We start from the raw sequence: 17,452 nt of genomic DNA, 5'->3' as shown, positions 1-17,452 counted from the left end.
GGGTGATGTTGGGCTTGTTTTCTCGTAGGTGGATGTGTCCATAGTCCGACCTACCAGACTTGAAATATGAGACCGGCGGTTGGGCCGGTGCAGGAGCAGAGGTTTCATGGCCGTTCCTATTATGCAGGCAGTCCGCGTGGGCGCCTATGTTGTCAAGCAGCATGTCACGCGGCGCAAACGTTATCCGCTCGTGCTTATGCTCGAGCCATTGTTCCGCTGTAACCTGGCCTGCGCCGGGTGCGGCAAGATCGACTATCCCGCCCAGATCCTCAATCAGCGCATGACCGTGCAGGAATGCCTTGACGCGGATACTGAGGCCGGTGCCCCCGTCATTGCCGTGGCCGGTGGTGAACCGCTGCTGCACAAGGAAATGCCGGAAATCATCCGTGGGCTGATCGCGCGCAAGAAATACGTCTACCTGTGCACGAACGCCCTTCTTCTTGAAAAGAAGATGGATGATTACGAACCGAACCCGTTCTTCTCGTGGGACGTGCATCTGGACGGTGATCCGGCCATGCATGATGCCTCGGTCTGCCAGGATGGCGTGTACGAACGCGCCGTCGCCGCGATCAAGAAGGCGAAGGCCCGTGGTTTTCGCGTGTCGATCAACTGCACCCTGTTCGATGGCGCTGATCCCAAGCGCGTCGCCGCCTTCTTTGATGAAGTGATGGCCATGGGTGTCGATGGCATCATGACCGCGCCGGGCTATGCCTATGAGCGCGCGCCGGATCAGGAACACTTCCTGAACCGCCAGAAGACGAAGCAGCTGTTCCGCGACATCTTCCGTCTGGGCAAGGGCAAGAAGTGGCGCTTCACGCAGTCGCCGCTGTTCCTGAACTTCCTGGCGGGCAACGAGCAGTATCACTGCACGCCATGGGGCAAGCCGCTGCGTAACGTGTTTGGCTGGCAGCGCCCGTGCTACCTGCTGGGCGAAGGGTACGCCAAGAGCTTTGAAGAACTCATGGCCGATACCGACTGGGATGCCTACGGCACCGGCAATTACGAAAAATGCGCCGACTGCATGGTCCATTCGGGCTACGAATCAACGGCGGTGATGGATGCGGTCCGCCGCCCCTGGCACATTGCCAAGGTCGCGCTGTTCGGGCCGGAGACGGAAAAGCCGATGGCGCCGGAAATCTCGCTGGCGCACCAGCGCCCGGCGGAATACGTGTTCACCCAGCATGTGGATGCGAAAATGGCGGAACTGGCGGCGCGCAAGAAGCCTGCCGCCCCCCCGCGCGTGAACCGGGTCTCCACCCCGGCGGAAACGGCTGACGCTGCGGACTGAGCCCGCATTCAGGTATTTCCACATCTTGATCTCAGGAAAAGGCGGGGCATTTGTCCCGCCTTTTTCTTTATGGCCCATCCGTGGAGGCATGTGCCCACGCGGGAAATATGCTGTAGGATTGTGGGATCATGATTGTCTCGCTGATTGTCATATTGTGCCTTGTTCTGCTCAACGGGCTTTTTGCCATGGGTGAACTGGCGCTGATTTCCGCCCGCCGCGCGCGGCTGGCCATTCTGGCCCGCAATGGCACCAAGGGGGCGGACCGTGCCCTGAGGCTTGCGGCGGACCCGCAGAGCTTCCTGCCCACCGTCCAGATCGGCATGACCCTTGTCTCGATTCTGGAAGGCACGTTTGGCGGCAACAGCATCGAGGCCGGGGTCAGCCACTGGCTGGCCCATGTTCCTGCCCTGCGCTCCATTGCCGATGAACTGGCCATGTTCCTTGTGGTCAGCGCCATTACCGCCGTCATGCTGGTGCTGGGTGAACTTGTGCCCAAGCAGATCGCCCTGCAGCAGCCCGAACTGATCGCGGCCCGCCTGTCACTGCTGCTGGAATGGATGGCATGGTTCACCCGCCCGGTCGTGTGGCTGCTGGGCCGTTCATCCGAACTGGTGCTCAGGCTGATGGGGGTAGGCGGTGCGATTCGGCAGTCCGTCTCGGTCGAGGAACTGCGTGCCTACATTGCCGAAGGCGCACAGGCAGGCGTGCTGGAGCAGGAGGAGCGCGACATGATCGAGCGCCTGCTGCGACTGGCGGAACGCCCGGTCCGTGCCATCATGACCCCACGCAACGAACTGTGCTGGGTCGAACGCCACGTGCCGCGCGCGCAACTGCTGCAGATCCTGCGCTCGACCACCTATTCGCGTATCGTGGTGTGCGAGGGGGGGGTGGACAACCCGGTGGGCATCATTCTTGCCAAGGACATGCTGGACCGATTCCTTGATGGCAAGAGCCCTTCGGTCGAGATCGGGCTGCGCCATCCCATCTCGGTGCCCGATACGCTGTCCGCCTTCGACATGCTTGAGCGCATGCGGGCCTCCCCCCTGGGGCTGGCGCTGGTGCTGGACGAATATGGGTCGTTCGAAGGGATCGTGACTTCATCCGACCTGTTCGGTGCCATTGTGGGCGAGCAGCATGAGCCGGGCAACACCCCGCCCCAGCGACTGGCGCATGATGACGTGCTGGTGCTTGATGGCTCCATGCCTGCCGATGAGGTCAAGGACCGGCTGGGGCTGTCCGACCTTCCGGCGGAAGGCAGCTACCATACGCTGGCGGGGCTTGTGCTGGCTCTGCTGCGGCGCGTCCCGGCAAAGGGGGACAAGGTCGTGTTCTCCGGCTGGCTGTTCGAGGTGCTGGAAATGGAAGGCCGCCGTGTGGTGCGCGTGCAGGCGAGCCGCCAGCTTCTGGCCGAGAACTGAGGGACTGTTTCGGAATAACCGGTTGAGGAGGGTTTTGGGTGCCGCCTTGTTTCCAAAAAAGGCGGCCTTTCCTGAAGCTTGTTGAAAAACGCTTTGCCAGGAACGTCTTTCTGATTTGTGGAATGTTTCACAGCGGGGTTTTTTGGCCGGCATCATGGAAAAAAAGGGGCGCATCCATGCCGGATTACGCCCCTTTTTTCATATATACCAAGCGTCTGGCCCGGTCAGTGGATGGTGTGGTTCCCGTGGGCCGCCATGGCAATCTCGGCCCCGAAACCGGGCCATTCATTGCGCGCCAGCGTTTCAAGCGAGGGGGCGGCAACGCCCAGCCGGTCCGCATAGATCCACAGATAGGTAAAGGCCCGGCGCACATAGTCCCGTGTTTCCCCATTGGGCAGGCTTTCTATGTACAGCAAGGGGTCTTCATCTTCCGTCATGGTGGCGCTGCGGCGCGAGATGGCGGAAGGCCCGGCGTTGTAGCTGGCCAGCATGCGGATCATGTCGCCACCCGGCGGCACGTGCCTGCCATCGGCCTGCGTGGAAAGCTGGGCCAGGTACAGCACATAGCGCTGCCCTATATCGAGGTTGGTGGCCGGGTCATGCAGCGCGATCGGCCGACGGGTGAAGTGTTCCCTGTCATGGATGACGAAATCGGCGGTGACCGGCATGACCTGCATCAGTCCATGCGCACCGGAGCCGGATACGGCATTGCTGTCAAAATTGGATTCCAGCCGGGTCAGGGCATAGACCAGTGCAGGGTCCATGCGGAAGCCGTGTTCAGGCTGGAGCGGTGGCAGCGGGAAGCGGGCCGCATGGGTATCGTGCTCGCTTTCATTGGTGTCGATCAGCATGAGCATCTGGGCCGAAAGGTCCTTCATGCCCACGGCATCCGCCACCATCTGGGTGGAGTGACACAGCGCCGCGTCATCCTGGATATCGGGCCACATGCGGCGCAGCGTGCTTTCCGCCCGGTCACGCTCACCCACCTGCAGCAGGGCGAAGGCGCGGCGGCCCATCGGGGTTGCGGCCACGGCTTCGATGTCGATTTCACCCAGGACCGGACTGCCGGCATGGATGTCCTGCCGTTCGGTGGCAAGCGTCAGGTCGCTGGACGCGGCGATGGTATCGGGTGTGTGGCCGGACCTGCCCGCAGGCATGCGGCGCAGGCCAAGGATCTGTGAGGCCAGCTGGCCATAAAACGTATGGGGTGCCGCCGCCGCCCGGTGCAGCCAGGGCTGGTATGCCGTAACATCGCCCATGGCCTGGTGGGCACGGGCGGCCCAGTAGGCGGCGCCGGCGCGGATGCTGCCCGGTGTCAGGCTGGCGCGGGACGCGGCTTCGAACAGGGGCTCCGCCATGTCGGGACGGGCCTGTCGCCACGCGGCAAGACCCGCCACGTAGCCCGCCAGACCCAGCCGCTGGCCGGATTTTTCAAAGGCGTCGCGTGCAATGGACAGGGCCAGCCGGTTTTCACCGTTGCTGAACATGGTCATGGCGATTTCGGCCTGCAGGTGGGCGGCATACAGGTCGTTCATGCCCGGCGTCAGCGCAATCAGGCGCAGCGCGCTGCGTGCCCCCTTCGCCCCCTGGGCCGCGCGTTCGCGCACGGTGTGATCAAGCAGGCTGTTGCGGGTAAAGACGCGCAGGGAGGGGTCATCCTCCTCCGGCAGGCGGATATGCTGGGGCGGATGGTTGCTGTCCAGCGCATTGTGGGCCGGGGGGGGTGGCAGCGGGCCGCCCCTGCCGGGCATGGCTGACAGCAGGGAATAGATCGCAGGCGAATCAGCCAGCCCCGAGAAGGTACGCAGCCACAGCCGCAACTGGCCCGCGCTGGGGTGGTAGGCGGGGTTGAGATAGCGCGCAGCCAGGATATCACCCAGAAGGAGATCATCATGGATGGCGGCGGTCTCGCGGATGGCGTCATCGAACCGGCCATCCGCCTGCAGGCGGAACACCCGGCGGATATGCCCGACATCCTCGGGTGAAAGCGGGCGCGGCAGTCCGGCGGCGCTACCATGTGCGTGCAGGCGTGGAAGGGCGAGTGCCGTTTCCTCGTTATGGTCACCGCGGGGGGTCGGATCGTGATCCACCCGGCTGGCTTCCACTGTTTGGGCACGCAGCGGCGCGAACGCGGCTCCTGCCAGAAAAGCGGCGCCAGCCAGAAAAGCCGTCACCGCGTGATGGGGGGTATTGATTGTCCCTCGCATGGCGAAGCGGATGTAAGCCCTGCGCGAACAGAAAGCAATAGCTAACGCGGATCGTCCCGGTAAATAAGTTTTCAGAACAGATGCGGGAACTATTATGTACAGCCATTAAACACATACTGAAACAGGAATGAATAGCTGTTCTGCTCCATGCTAATGCCCCGGAATGATTATGTTAATACCCTTTATGATTTTATGGTCATGTTCCCGAGTGTTTCACGTATCAACAGCATGTCCTTCCACGTGTCACGGCGGGCGGTTGCACTGGCGCGCAGCTGCTGGGGGTGGCGCATGGCCAGAACCGGCACGGTGGTGGCGCCAGCGGCACCCATGGGTGGCAGGGCAAGGTCGCGCCACCGGCCACGCATGCGGGCCGCCGTGGTCCGGCCGCCCAGCAGCACGGAAACCGGCAGGTTGCCCAGCAGCACGACGCGCCCGGGCCGGGCAAGAGTGATGGCGCGCTGGAGGAAGGGCAGGCAGATGCCGGTTTCCGCCTCGTAGGGCGGGCGGCCGCCCGGTGGGCGCCAGGGTATGACCGGGGCCGTGAGCAGGCTGTCACGCGCGATGCCGATGCTGGCGAACATGGCGGTGACCAGCGCCCCGCTTTCCCCCGCGAAGGGGTGGCCGCTGCGGTCCTCGTCCGCGTCCGGGGCCTCGCCGATCAGCATGAGGGGGGCGTTTTCCGGTCCCTCCACAAAAACGCTGTGGGTTGCCGTATCCCGCAGCGGACAGGCCCCGAAATCCCGGATGGCGGCGTGCAGTTCCGCCAGCGTGGACGCCGCCTGCGCCGCCTGTCGGGCTGCCGCCACCGCCTGTTCCACCATGGGGGCGGTCGCGCGCTGTGGCGCGGTGCGGCCCGGGGGGGGCATGGCCGGAGGCGACGGCGGCGACATGACCGGGGACGGGCGGTCATTTTGATGTTGATTTCCCGTCCGGGGCTGTATGGAGGGGGACTGTGTCGGCAGCGCACGGTTGTGTATTGTGGCATCCTGCGCCATCCAGTCATGCGGGTGGCTGTCCAGCGCGTCGTCGGCGCCCCATTCCACATACAGGCGCAACAGGGACAGGGAATCAGTCATCGGATGGATATACCCCGCACCGGCACAGGCAATGCAGGCGCGCGTCGCCCTGCTTTCACGTGCGCCGCCTTCATGCGCAGGGTTTGGCAGCGGACGCCGCACGCGGTAGATTCTGGCGTCATGCTCTTACCTCGTCTGTCACGCATGGTCGTGGCCTCCCTTGTTGTACCGTTCCTGGCCGGGATTCCCAACCGGGAAATAAAGGCGGCGCCCACGGATGCCATCATCCACGCCGGCCAGCAGGACCTGGCCACCAACCTGCTTGTGGGCAGCGTTGCCGCCAGCGAGGGTGACAATGCAGAAGCCGCGCGTGCGTTCGCCGCCGCGGCGCATCTGGTGCCCACCTATCGCCTGTTCGGCGAACGGGCGTTCTTCTACAGCATCCTGGCGGGCAGCCCGGGGGCCGCGGCCCTGGCCGGTTCACAGCCCGGCGGGGTCATGCCCGATCTTGTCATGGGCAATGCCGCCGCGCTGGCGGGCAGGTGGGATGGCGCACTCGCCAATTACCAGAACGCGCCCGATGACCCGATCATGACCCTGCTGCGCCCCCTGCTGCGTGGCTGGGCGCTACAGGGTGCAGGCAAAACGGATGAGGCGCTGGCCGCGCTGGAGCAGGCCCGGCAAGATCATGCGCTGGGGGGCTACTATACCCTGCATGCCGCCCTGATCGCCCAGTTGGGTGGCCAGCAGATGAAGGCGGATACCCTTTTCCGCCAGTCCACCACCATGACGGGTGGCGACCTGTTCACCGCGCTGGTCATGGCGCACTGGCTTGTGGCGCAGGGGCATGAGGCCGATGCGCAGGCGCTGGTCAACCAGCGCATTGCCGCCATGCCGGTGCTGGAATCGGCCCGTCCCGGCATCATGGCCATGATCAGGCGCCCCGTCGTGACCCACGCGACACAGGGGCTGGCGCAGGCCTACGGGCTGGTGGCCATGCTGATCGACCAGCAGCTTTATGCCCATGACGAGGGGGGGGATGATGACCATCAGCCCGATACGGCGATGGAAACCGGCACCCTGCGCGGAACCGAGCAGATGATGCTGCGCATGGCGCTGATGCTGGACCCGGCAGATTCGGAAGCGCGTCTCCTGCTGTCCTCCATGCTGCATGTCCGCAAGCAGGACCGTCAGGCCCGTGACGCGCTGGACGGCGCCCCGGCGGATGATCCGTTCCAGTCCGTCTACCGTACCGAACAGGCCGACCTTGACCTGGTGATGGGGCACAGGGAACAGGCGGCGCAGGAACTGCGCGACCTGCTGCATGAAAGCCCGACCGACCGCATGCTGTGGAGCAGCCTGGGGGATGCCCTGCTGGACCAGCAGAAATGGGCGGAAGCGCTCGATGCCTACCAGCATGCCGCTGCCCTGACCCCGCACAGGCTGGAGGGAGATGACTGGCGGCTCCTGTTCGGCCAGGCCATCGCACAGGAGCGCCTGAACCGCTGGCCGCAGGCACGCGCCCTGATCCAGCAGGCCCTGCAGCTTGCCCCCAACGAGGCGGACCTGCTGAACTACCTTGGCTATTCCATGGTCGAGCATGGCGGGAACCCCGCCATGGCGGAAAGTTACCTGCGCCGCGCCCTGGCCCTTGCGCCATCCGACAACCAGATCCGCGACAGCGTGGGCTGGGTGCTCATGCGGCTGGGCCATGTGGCCGAAGGGCTGCCGCTGCTGGAACAGGCGGCCGAGCAGATGCCGCAGGACCCCGCCATCAACTACCATCTGGGTGTTGCGTACTGGATGACGGGCCGCAGGCTGGAGGCGGTGAATGAATGGCAGAACGCCATCCAGTTCCAGCCCGACCCCATGGACCGTCGCAAGATCACGGCGGCGCTGGCCTACGCCAGGGCATGGAAGGCCAGTCCGGCGAATCCGGGCGTGGCGCTGCCATCCGATCTCAAGGTGGCGGCTGTGCCCGCTTCCCCCCATTCACAGGCAAACGGAACCCGTCGCTGATGTCACTGCTGCACGAAATGGCCCATGCCAAGATCAATCTGTACCTGCATGTCACGGGCCGTCGGGATGACGGCTACCACCTGCTGGACAGCCTGGCCGTGTTTGCCGGTGCCGCGGATGGGCTGGAACTGCATCGTGGCACGGGGCAGGGCGGGCATGTCGGCCTGCGCATCGGGGGGACATTCGCCCCCGGCCTGCGCGCGGATGACTGTGCCGATAACCTGATCGTACGCGCCGGCGCGCTTTTGCGCGCGCATGTCGGCCCGGAGCGGGCGCGGCAGCTGCCGGATGTGGCGGTCGTGCTGCGCAAGGAACTGCCGGTGGCATCGGGCATCGGGGGCGGGTCGGCCGACGCGGCGGCAGCGCTGCGGCTGCTGCTCAGGGTATGGGAACTGGATATTCCGCGCACGCAGCTTATGGCACTGGCCACGCGGCTTGGTGCGGATGTGCCGGTCTGTATTGACCAGCTTGCCGCGCGGATGGAAGGAATCGGGGAGGAACTGACCCCCGCCCCCGTCCTGCCGCCATGTGGCATGATGCTGGTGAACTGCGGGCGGAGCGTGTCTACCCCGCAGGTATTCAGGACACGCACGCCGGTCTTCACGCCGCGTGCCGTCCTGCCGCCGCAATGGAATACGCTGGCGGACATGGTGCGTGACCTGTCGGCACAGACCAATGACCTGCAGGATGCGGCCTGCGCCATCTGCCCCGAAATCACCACCGTGCTGGACGTCCTGCGCGCTGCTCCCGGCTGTCGCCTTGCGCGGATGAGCGGGTCGGGCGCCACCTGCTTTGCCCTGTTCGACAGCCCTGTCGCCGCGCGCGCGGCGCAGGATGCGGTCCGGCGTGATGGATGGTGGGTCTGGGCGGGCGACCTGTGCCGCAACGGTGGCCGTCAGGTCATGGAGACCGAGTCGGTCCTCCCCTGAGGGAACGGGCGATCCTGCCCGCTTCCGGGCAGGAAAACGCCCCCGGCAATTATCCGGCTGAACGGAACGGAAGCCTTCGGGTGCCGCCTTTTTTCAGGAAGGCGGCGTTTCCAGAGGTTTTCTGGAAAAAACTTCCCGATGTTTTTCCCGCTCTACCGGCGTTTGCGGCGTAGCGCCAGCAGGAGCATGCCCGCAAAACCCGCCACGGTGGCAAGCTGGGCATGGCGGCTGGTCAGCAGCAGCGGCATGGCCTTGCGGGTGACCATGTCAAAGCGGCCATGGGCGGCATAGGCACCCGGAACGGTTTCATACAGGTCATCAGGTTCATTCCCCGCGACCGGGGTCTTTTCCATCTGCGCGGAATAGCCCCTGGCCGCCAGCCAGCCATCCGACAGGCCGGGCAGGAAGGTGGCCAGCATCCAGTTGCGCACGCCGGACAGGCCAACCCAGATGTCGCGCTCACGGCCAAAGGCCGCGCGGCAGATGGCCTCGGCCGCGATTTCGGGCTCGTATACCGGCCCCATAGGCTTCAGGCGCTTGCCGGTATGGTTGCGTGTCCATGAAAAGCGGGGCGTGTTGATGGCGGGAAGATGTACCAGCGCGATATGGATACGGTCGCCATCATGCAGGATTTCGGGGCGGATGCTTTCGGAAAAGGCCCGGATGGCGGCACGGGCGCCATTTTCCACCGCCTGCAGCGGTGGCGGGCGCAGGCTTGCCAGCCGGTCCAGGTTGACAATCGTGCCATGGCCGCGCCTGCGCATGCGGGTCAGGGCGGCACGCGTGCCGTTGACGGTACCCAGATAGGTGACGTCCGTTGCGCGGCGGATCTCCTCGGCCTCAAGCGCTGCGACCTGTCCGGTTACGGTCGCCCCCGCGCAGTTGATCCACAGCGTGATCGGACCAAGACTGTCCTCGATTTCCTCCGCCGCCTGTTCAACGGCAGCGGCATCGGCCACGTCCACGCATACGATATGGGTGCGGACATTGAGTTCGCGCAGTTCTGCCGCCGCGTCATCCAGCCGGTCGCGGTTGCGGCCGACAAGGGCGACATCACACCCGGCGCGGCCCAGTGTGCGTGCGGTGGCGCGGCCGATCCCTGCGCCCGCTCCGGTAATGACGGCAACCTGCTGCGGCATGAACTCTGCTCTCCCACCCGTTGGAATGTCAGGTCCGCAGGGGCGTGATCTCCCTGCGGGCCAGAATCAGGACAGGGTCCGTCATATCACGGCCTGCCCGGTCCGAATACAGCAACACGCGCGGCCCGACGCGGCCCCGGCGCGCCTGACTGGCGTCAGATGTATTTGAGCGCCACGATCCCGGCTATGACGGCAACGGCCAGCAGTCCCGCCACCAGCGGCAGCCTGCGTTCGATGAAGGCCTGTATCGGTGCGCCAAAGCGGCGCAGCAGGGCGGCCAGCAGGAAAAACCGCGCCCCGCGCGTAATCGCGCATGCAATCAGGAACGGCACGAGTGACAGGTGGGCGGCCCCGCTGGCAATGGTGACGAACTTGAACGGGATGGGTGTCAGCCCCTTGATCAGGATGATCCAGATGCCCCATTCCCGGAAGCGGTCCTGCAATGTCAGCAATGTATGCTCGGCATGATAGAACCGCACTATGGGCATGGCGGCATATTCCAGCAGGAACGAACCGATGCACCACCCCAGCACCGCCCCGCACACGCTGGCCAGCGTGCAGATGGCGGCAAGCCGGAAGGCGCGCGCCCGGCATGCCAGCACCATGGGCACCAGCATGATGTCGGGCGGCAGGGGGAAGACGCTGGCCTCCGCAAAAGCGATGACCGCAAGCCAGATCACGGCATGCGGACTGGCGGCCAGGGCGACGATGCGGGCGTACAGGCGATCAAGCATTATCGGGCAATGCCATTCCCGCCTGCCTGCGGCAAGGACTTATTGCGCGCCGGTTACCCGTGGCTCGCACAGTACCGGAAAGCTGACCGAACGCGCGATGCAGCTTCGCATGGCGGCATCCTGGTGCAGGTCGAGCACCTGCTGGGTATTGTGTGCGGTGGACAGGGCGGCGTGCGGCCGCAGGATGATCTGCCTGAAGGAGAAGGAACCGTCCTCGAATTCCTCCAGCATGGCCTCCGCATGGTCGGAATAGGAAAGGATTCCGATTCCCATCGCCGTGCACAGATGGATGAACCAGAGTTGATGATCGGCACACAATGCGCCAAGCAGCAGTTTTTCGGGATTCCATTTCTGTTCATCCCCACGGAAGGCAGGGGCGGCCGAGCCATCGATGACCGGCCTGCCCGGGCAGTGCAGTTCGTAGCTGCGTTGATGGGCCTGCCGGGAAGCCCCGTTATTTCCGCCGTTTCCGGTCCATAGAAGCGAGACCTGATAGCGGTGTGTTCTGTCCGGCATTGAGCGCTATATCCTGAATTGTCCGTACTGGAATCGGACCTTAGCAGACGAGTGTGACAGTCACACGTAATCCATGCGGGTGACGGTTGCCTAGCCGGATATCGCCACCCAGTCCCCATATGATGTTGCGCGAGATCGAAAGCCCCAGCCCCGTGCCGCCGGTTTCACGGTTACGGCTCTGTTCGGCGCGGACAAAGGGGTCGAACATGCGCTCCAGGTCCTCCGCCTGCAGGCCGGGGCCGTCATCGTCAATCAGGATGGTGACCTTGTATTCATCCGCATCATCCCCTTCGCCCCGATGGGGATGGAGCAGCAGGATCCTGGCGCCACCGGCATATTTGACCGCGTTGCTCACAAGGTTGCCCAGCGCACGCTTGAGCGCCACGGGGCGCGCGCGCACCAGCACATCGGGCGCTTCGGAGGAGAACGTGACCTTGCCCTCCATCAGCGGGCAGGTCTCGGTGGTTTCATCGGCGATGGTCTGGAGCAGGGCGGTCAGGTTGACCTGCCCCATCGGTTCACGCTGGGAGGCATCGCGCCCGAAGGCCAGCGTCGCCGCCACCATGGCCTCCAGTTCATCCAGGTCGCCCAGCATCTTGGCCCGCATTTCGTCATCCTCGACGAATTCCGCCCGCAGTTTCAACCGTGTGATGGGCGTGCGCAGGTCATGGCCGATGGCGGTGAGCATGAGCGTGCGGTCGGTCAGGTAGCGGCGGATGCGGTGCGCCATGGTGTTGAAGGCATGGGCGGCGCGTGCCACCTCCCGCGGTCCGTCCTCGGGCATGGGGGGGGCGTTCACGTTGCGGCCCAGTTCTTCGGCCGCGGCGGCAAGGGTGCTGACGGGGGCGATCAGCCTGCGCACGCCCCACAGGATCAGTATCCCGCCCGTGGAGGTCATGAGGAGGAAGGCGATGGGAAAGGTGGGGGAGCGGAACAGGCTGGGCCGGGGCAGCACGTAGTGGATCGTGACCCACCGCCGTTCATCAGGCAGCAGGAAGGCAACCGTGCGGTGCCGTCCCGGCGTGGGGGAAATCATTACCTGTTCGGGGCGGAGCGACTGGGGCAGCGGCCCCATGCCGTCACCTTCACCCGGTCCGCCCGGCCTGCCGGGCCAGTGAAAGCCGTGGGGGCCGCCGTCATCGGCCGGGTGGTGCCCTCCCGGCTCGAATCCACCTGGCCCGCCCGGCCCCATTCCCCCGTTGGGGTGGCCGCCCCAGTCATCCGGCCCGTGCATGTGGGGCGGGCCATGCGGGGGCAGGACCAGGCCGTTTACCATGTCGGGTTCGGGGCCGGGGGTAAGGGTGATGCTGATCCCTTCGGGCAGGTGAAGCGCGGCGAGTTCACGCGCACGGTCGGCCGGGGCGGTTTCCACGATGGCGCGGTAATAGGCGAAGACCTTGCTGTGCGCCTTTTCATGGATCATGCGCTGGTCGAAATCGAACCGGTCCATGGCATGGATGGTCAGCCCGATGACCTGAATGATGCCCAGCCCCCCCATGAGCAGCAGCGTGGTACGTGCGGCCAGGGATTGCGGTACCAGGCGGCGCAGCAGGCGCTGGCGCCAGCCGGGTGGCGTTTCGGCCGGTGGCGGGGCGGAAAACAGGGAAGATGACCGGAAGGCAGGCGACATGGCGCGCTCAGAGGCGCTCGACTTCCGCCGCAAGGACATAGCCACCCCCGCGAACGGTCTTGATCAGCTGGGCGTTGCGCCCGTTATCTTCCAGCTTGCGGCGCAGGCGGCTGATCGCCACGTCTATTGCGCGGTCAAAGGGGCCGGCCTGCCGCCCGCGCAGCAGGTCGAACAGCATGTCGCGCGTCATGACGCGGTTCGCGCGTTCCAGCAGGGCCAGCAGCAGGTCGTACTCCCCGCCGGTCAGCGGCACTTCCACGCCATCCGGGTTGAGCAGCCGCCGCCGCCCGGTATCGAGCTTCCATCCGGCAAAGCGCAGCGTGTGCAGCACTGGCACGCTGCGCGGGTCGGGTGTGTCGGATGCACGGCGCAGCACGGCGCGGATGCGCGCAAGCAGTTCACGCGGGTTGAAGGGCTTGGGCACATAGTCATCCGCCCCCAGTTCCAGGCCGATGATCCGGTCGGTGTCATCGCCCATGGCGGTCAGCATCACGATGGGCACATTGGCCTGCGTGCGCAGCCAGCGCGAGATGTCCAGCCCGCTTTCGCCCGGCAGCATGAGGTCGAGGATGACCAGCTGGTAATGCCCTTCCGACCAGCGGCGGCGGGCTTCATGCCCGTCGCGCGCCGTGGTGACCCGCAGTTCGTTGCGTTCGAGAAAACGTGCCAGCAGGTCACGGATCTCACGGTCATCATCAATGATCAGGATGTGCGGCAGCGGGTTCATTGTGCCATCCTACACGACTGCAATGGCGTAAACATCAGGTGTTTCACTCCGTTGCAATCATGTCGCAATGCCTGGGGCAGGTCAGGCCAGCCAGCGGGGAACCGGCAGGTTCTTTTCCCGCAGGAAGGTGGGGTTGAACAGCTTGGACTGGTAGCGCGCGCCGCCATCGCACAGGATGGTGACAATGCGGTGCCCCGGCCCCATGGCGCGCGCGACCCGGATGGCGGCGGCGATGTTGATCCCCGCCGACCCGCCAACGGACAGCCCTTCGTCAATCAGCAGGCTGTAGATCTGCTCCAGCGCTTCGGCATCGGGAATGCGCACGGCATCATCGAAATGTAGCCCCTCCAGATTGCCCGTAACGCGGGACTGGCCGATTCCCTCGGTAATGGAGGACCCGCTGACCGACAGGTCACCCGACTTGACCCAGCCGTACAGGCCCGACCCCTCCGGGTCGGCCAGCACGATGCGCGGGCGCGCCACACCGGCCCTGCGTGCTTCGTCCTCCAGCCCCAGGGTCACGCCCGCCAGCGTGCCGCCGGTGCCGCATGAGCAGGTGAAGGCGTCGATCCTGCCGCCCGTCTGTTCCCATATCTCGGGGGCGGTGGTGTGGCGATGGCCCTCGCGGTTGGCAGTGTTGTCGAACTGGTTGGCCCATACGCCGCCGGTTTCTTCCGCGAGGCGGCGCGAGACATGCACGTAATTGCCGGGATCGCGGAACGGCTTTGCGGGCACCAGCCGCAGGTCGGCGCCAATCATGCGCAGGAAGTCGATCTTCTCCTGGCTCTGGGTTTCGGGCATGACGATGATGGAACGGTAGCCGCGCGCATTGGCCACCAGCGTCAGGCCGATGCCGGTATTGCCCGCCGTACCTTCGACAATCGTGCCGCCGGGCCTGAGCGTGCCACGGCGCTCCGCATCGTTGATGATGGCCAGCGCCGCCCGGTCCTTGACCGAGCCACCGGGGTTCATGAACTCCGCCTTGCCGTAGATATCGCATCCCGTGGCCTCCGATGCCCGTCGCAGGCGGATCAGGGGCGTATGGCCGATTGCGGCCGGCATGTCCGGTGATAGGGAGGAGGCGGGATTTGCACTTTCGGCCATAAGGCAGCACCTTCGCTGGTCTGGATCAGGGTGCCCGGCACGGAAGCCATGCCGGGTGTGTTGCATTCCCTACTATCAGGAATGCGCGTTGCTTGGCATATCCCTAAACCGGTTTTCCCGATGAAAGGAACCAGTGATGATTGATGATATTTCGCCCACCGCCACATGGGAGGCGGTGCGCAGCCGCCCCAACGCCTGGCTGGTCGATGTGCGTACGCCCATGGAGTGGGAACATATCGGCGTGCCCGACCTGTCGGGTGCGGGCAAGGCGCTGGTGCTTGACAGCTGGCAGCTGCCGCCGGCGGGCCAGGTCAACCCCGATTTCGTGACGACGCTGGAGCAGGCGGGCATTGGCAGGACGGATGAAGTCTATTTCATCTGCCGTTCCGGCGCGCGCAGCATGGCCGCGGCGCACGCGGCGTATGATGCGGGGTATCACAACGTTTTCAACGTGGCCGACGGGTTCGAGGGCCCGCAGGACGCCACCGGCGCCCGGGGCAGGCTGGCGGGCTGGCAGGCATCCGGACTGCCCTGCACCAACGGCTGAAAACGCTGCACGAAAAGCCCCCGCGGGCGGTTACCGGTCCGCCTGCGGTTCGCTGTCCGCATCATAGCGGACCTGCAGCACGGCGCACCAGGGGTAGCGGCTGTCCAGGCTTCTGCCCCTGCGGTCGAACAGCCGCCCGTCCGCCCCCACGGGCACATGGGTCAGGGCTACGGCATCATCTATGTTGCCCCCGATGATGCTGATCTCATGGCCGAATGGCGCGTCGTCATGCGGGCCCGCGACCACGATGCCGCAATGGGCCGGAAAACCCTGTGCCGTGGGCAGGTCGCGGAAGCGCACGGCCTTGCTCGCCCCGCGCCCCACACAGATCAGGTCACCCGGCTTTGGCGCGTAGCGGGCGGGATTGCGCGCCCTGACACCCTTTTCCTGCCCGGATGCCGCGGCATTGATATAGGTTGCGTGGTTGGGTGAATAGGCAAAGCGGTCATTCGCCCCCGCAACGCGCATGACATAGGAAATGAACGCCGCCGACCACGCGTAGCGTCCGTCATGCACGAAATCGGTTATGTGGCCATCCGCGTCGTGCTTGCCGTCCCATGATGCCTCGCTCTCCTGCGGGTCCTGGCCGATCCACCAGTATTCTCCCACGCGCTGCCACAGGCCGGGCGTGCGTTCGGGCTTGGTTACGGGGGTGGTGGGCTCAAGGCGCAGTTCAGGGTCGTCATCATTGACCGGCTGGCCGAACAGCCGCCATTCGCGCAGGGCGATGGCCATCACGTCCTGCCGGGTAAAGGGTTCGTAATTGCGGGTGGCGAAATCCGGCACATGGGTATTGACCGCAAGCGGCCCGGCACCCGTGGCGTACTGCGCCACCGGGGTCGTGGCCCGGTGTGCGTGGTTGTCCGGCCCGTGGGCACAGGCGGCAAGGCAGGCCAGGGGAACGAGAAGGGCTATCTTGCGCAAAATCGACACTCCATTGCAGGCGGCGTGCTTCCTCCATACGGCCCGTACCGGGCAAGCGGAAGGGGGCGCGCCCTGCCCATGGGCAAAAAACGCAACGCCCGCGCCGGTCCGGTGTTGGGTTGGCAGGGGGGAACCGCGTGCATGCCAGCAGGCCGCACGCCATGGTGACCGTATGCGCGCTGGCGTGGCAGCATGCGCCATGGGATGGTGCGCGGCGTCCACCCATCCACCAGTTACGGAGAGAATTCATGACACAGCCATCAATCACGGACACGACCACAATCCGTGGCCTGAAGCATCCCGTCTCGCGTATCGCCCTGGGCACATGGGCGATTGGTGGATGGATGTGGGGTGGGCCGGATGACCGGCAGGCCATCGCCACCATTCACGAGGCGCTGGATCTTGGCATCACCCTGATTGACACGGCTCCCGTCTACGGTTTTGGCCATTCGGAGGAAATCGTGGGCCAGGCCCTTGCCGGCCGGCGCGACAGGGTGGCGATCGCCACCAAGGTCGGGCTGGACTGGAAGGAAGACCACAAGCCTTTCCGCAACACGTCACCCGCCCGCATCCGCAAGGAGATCGAGGATTCGCTGCGCCGGCTGCGTACGGATTACATCGACCTGTACCAGGTCCACTGGCCCGATTCCGCCGTCCCGATGGAGGAGACCGCCCGCACGCTGGAAGCACTGGTGCGCGAAGGCAAGGTGCTGGCGCTGGGGGTCAGCAACTTCACCATCGCGCAGATGGACGCGTTCCGGGCATTCGCGCCCCTTGCCGCCGTGCAGCCGCCCTACAACCTGTTCGAGCGCGCGATGGAGCACGATATCCTGCCCTATGCCCGCCAGCATGACCTGACCATCCTTGCCTACGGGCCGCTGTGCCGTGGGCTGCTGTCGGGCAAGATGACGGCGGATACGAAATTCGGCTCCGATGACCTGCGCAGCGCCGACCCCAAATTCCAGCCGCCCCGCTTCGCGCAGTACCTGCAGGCAGTGCGTGAACTGCAGGATTTCGCGCGTGAGCGGCATGGCAAGTCGCTGCTGGCACTGGCGATCCGCTGGGTGCTGGACCAGGGGCCGACCATTGCCCTGTGGGGCGCGCGCCGCCCGGACCAGATCGCGGCCGTGGCGGATGCCACGGGCTGGACGCTCAGCGTGGAGGACCGCCGCGAGATCGATGCCATCCTGACCCGCTGCATTCCCGATCCCGTCGGGCCGGAATTCATGGCGCCCCCCGGCCGCTGAGGAAAGG

At 65.4% G+C, this 17,452-nt stretch carries 15 protein-coding genes; 6 read left to right on the top strand and 9 right to left on the bottom strand.

Going from position 1 to position 17,452, the window contains the following annotated elements:
• Positions 1-106 precede the first annotated feature (106 nt).
• Positions 107-1,288, top strand: coding sequence for an adenosyl-hopene transferase HpnH (hpnH, locus tag LDL32_RS10140; RefSeq protein ID WP_233066508.1), 1,182 nt, complete (start codon positions 107-109; stop codon positions 1,286-1,288).
• Positions 1,289-1,416: 128 nt separating this feature from the next.
• Positions 1,417-2,706 (top strand): hemolysin family protein, encoded by a 1,290-nt coding sequence (locus tag LDL32_RS10135; RefSeq protein ID WP_233066506.1) that lies wholly within the window; start codon positions 1,417-1,419, stop codon positions 2,704-2,706.
• A 224-nt stretch (positions 2,707-2,930) separates the two neighbouring features.
• Here the strand turns inward: LDL32_RS10135 and LDL32_RS10130 are convergent, their stop codons facing one another.
• Positions 2,931-4,913, bottom strand: a complete 1,983-nt coding sequence (locus LDL32_RS10130; protein WP_233066504.1) for a transglycosylase SLT domain-containing protein — start codon at positions 4,911-4,913, stop codon at positions 2,931-2,933.
• 182 nt (positions 4,914-5,095) lie between these two features.
• Positions 5,096-5,989: a uracil-DNA glycosylase family protein gene (locus LDL32_RS10125; protein ID WP_255673807.1), complete on the bottom strand. Its 894-nt coding sequence runs from the start codon at positions 5,987-5,989 to the stop codon at positions 5,096-5,098.
• Positions 5,990-6,109: 120 nt separating this feature from the next.
• Between LDL32_RS10125 and LDL32_RS10120 the strand changes: the two genes are divergently transcribed.
• The gene (locus LDL32_RS10120; RefSeq protein WP_233066500.1) at positions 6,110-7,948 is read left to right on the top strand and encodes a tetratricopeptide repeat protein; all 1,839 of its coding nucleotides are present in this window, start codon (positions 6,110-6,112) and stop codon (positions 7,946-7,948) included.
• A complete protein-coding gene (locus LDL32_RS10115; RefSeq protein WP_233066498.1) occupies positions 7,948-8,877 on the top strand; it encodes a 4-(cytidine 5'-diphospho)-2-C-methyl-D-erythritol kinase in 930 nt (309 codons plus the stop codon). Before LDL32_RS10120 ends, LDL32_RS10115 begins: the two co-directional genes overlap by 1 nt.
• A gap of 152 nt (positions 8,878-9,029) precedes the next feature.
• Here the strand turns inward: LDL32_RS10115 and LDL32_RS10110 are convergent, their stop codons facing one another.
• The 6 genes from LDL32_RS10110 to LDL32_RS10085 form a co-directional block, all read right to left on the bottom strand.
• Positions 9,030-10,016, bottom strand: a complete 987-nt coding sequence (locus LDL32_RS10110) for an SDR family oxidoreductase (protein ID WP_233066495.1) — start codon at positions 10,014-10,016, stop codon at positions 9,030-9,032.
• 155 nt (positions 10,017-10,171) lie between these two features.
• Complete coding sequence (locus tag LDL32_RS10105) at positions 10,172-10,750, bottom strand: YqaA family protein (protein ID WP_233066492.1); 579 nt, start codon at positions 10,748-10,750, stop codon at positions 10,172-10,174.
• Positions 10,751-10,789: 39 nt separating this feature from the next.
• The gene (locus LDL32_RS10100) at positions 10,790-11,266 is read right to left on the bottom strand and encodes an OsmC family protein (RefSeq protein ID WP_233066489.1); all 477 of its coding nucleotides are present in this window, start codon (positions 11,264-11,266) and stop codon (positions 10,790-10,792) included.
• Between the two features lie 40 nt (positions 11,267-11,306).
• Positions 11,307-12,896: an ATP-binding protein gene (locus LDL32_RS10095; protein ID WP_233066486.1), complete on the bottom strand. Its 1,590-nt coding sequence runs from the start codon at positions 12,894-12,896 to the stop codon at positions 11,307-11,309.
• A 7-nt stretch (positions 12,897-12,903) separates the two neighbouring features.
• A complete protein-coding gene (locus LDL32_RS10090) occupies positions 12,904-13,623 on the bottom strand; it encodes a response regulator (protein WP_233066483.1) in 720 nt (239 codons plus the stop codon).
• 81 nt (positions 13,624-13,704) lie between these two features.
• A complete protein-coding gene (locus LDL32_RS10085; protein WP_233066481.1) occupies positions 13,705-14,727 on the bottom strand; it encodes a cysteine synthase A in 1,023 nt (340 codons plus the stop codon).
• Positions 14,728-14,863: 136 nt separating this feature from the next.
• Between LDL32_RS10085 and LDL32_RS10080 the strand changes: the two genes are divergently transcribed.
• The gene (locus LDL32_RS10080) at positions 14,864-15,274 is read left to right on the top strand and encodes a rhodanese-like domain-containing protein (protein ID WP_233066479.1); all 411 of its coding nucleotides are present in this window, start codon (positions 14,864-14,866) and stop codon (positions 15,272-15,274) included.
• Positions 15,275-15,304: 30 nt separating this feature from the next.
• Here the strand turns inward: LDL32_RS10080 and LDL32_RS10075 are convergent, their stop codons facing one another.
• Positions 15,305-16,198 (bottom strand): DUF2272 domain-containing protein, encoded by an 894-nt coding sequence (locus LDL32_RS10075; protein ID WP_233066477.1) that lies wholly within the window; start codon positions 16,196-16,198, stop codon positions 15,305-15,307.
• A 248-nt stretch (positions 16,199-16,446) separates the two neighbouring features.
• On the opposite strand from LDL32_RS10075, the gene LDL32_RS10070 reads away from it, so the two are divergent.
• Positions 16,447-17,445, top strand: a complete 999-nt coding sequence (locus tag LDL32_RS10070; protein ID WP_233066474.1) for an aldo/keto reductase — start codon at positions 16,447-16,449, stop codon at positions 17,443-17,445.
• Positions 17,446-17,452 lie beyond the last annotated feature (7 nt).

It is taken from the genome of Komagataeibacter sp. FNDCF1 (assembly GCF_021295335.1).
Lineage (GTDB): Bacteria > Pseudomonadota > Alphaproteobacteria > Acetobacterales > Acetobacteraceae > Komagataeibacter.
The sequence above is the reverse complement of the archived record's forward strand: the minus strand, read 5'-3'. Positions and strand labels throughout refer to the sequence as shown.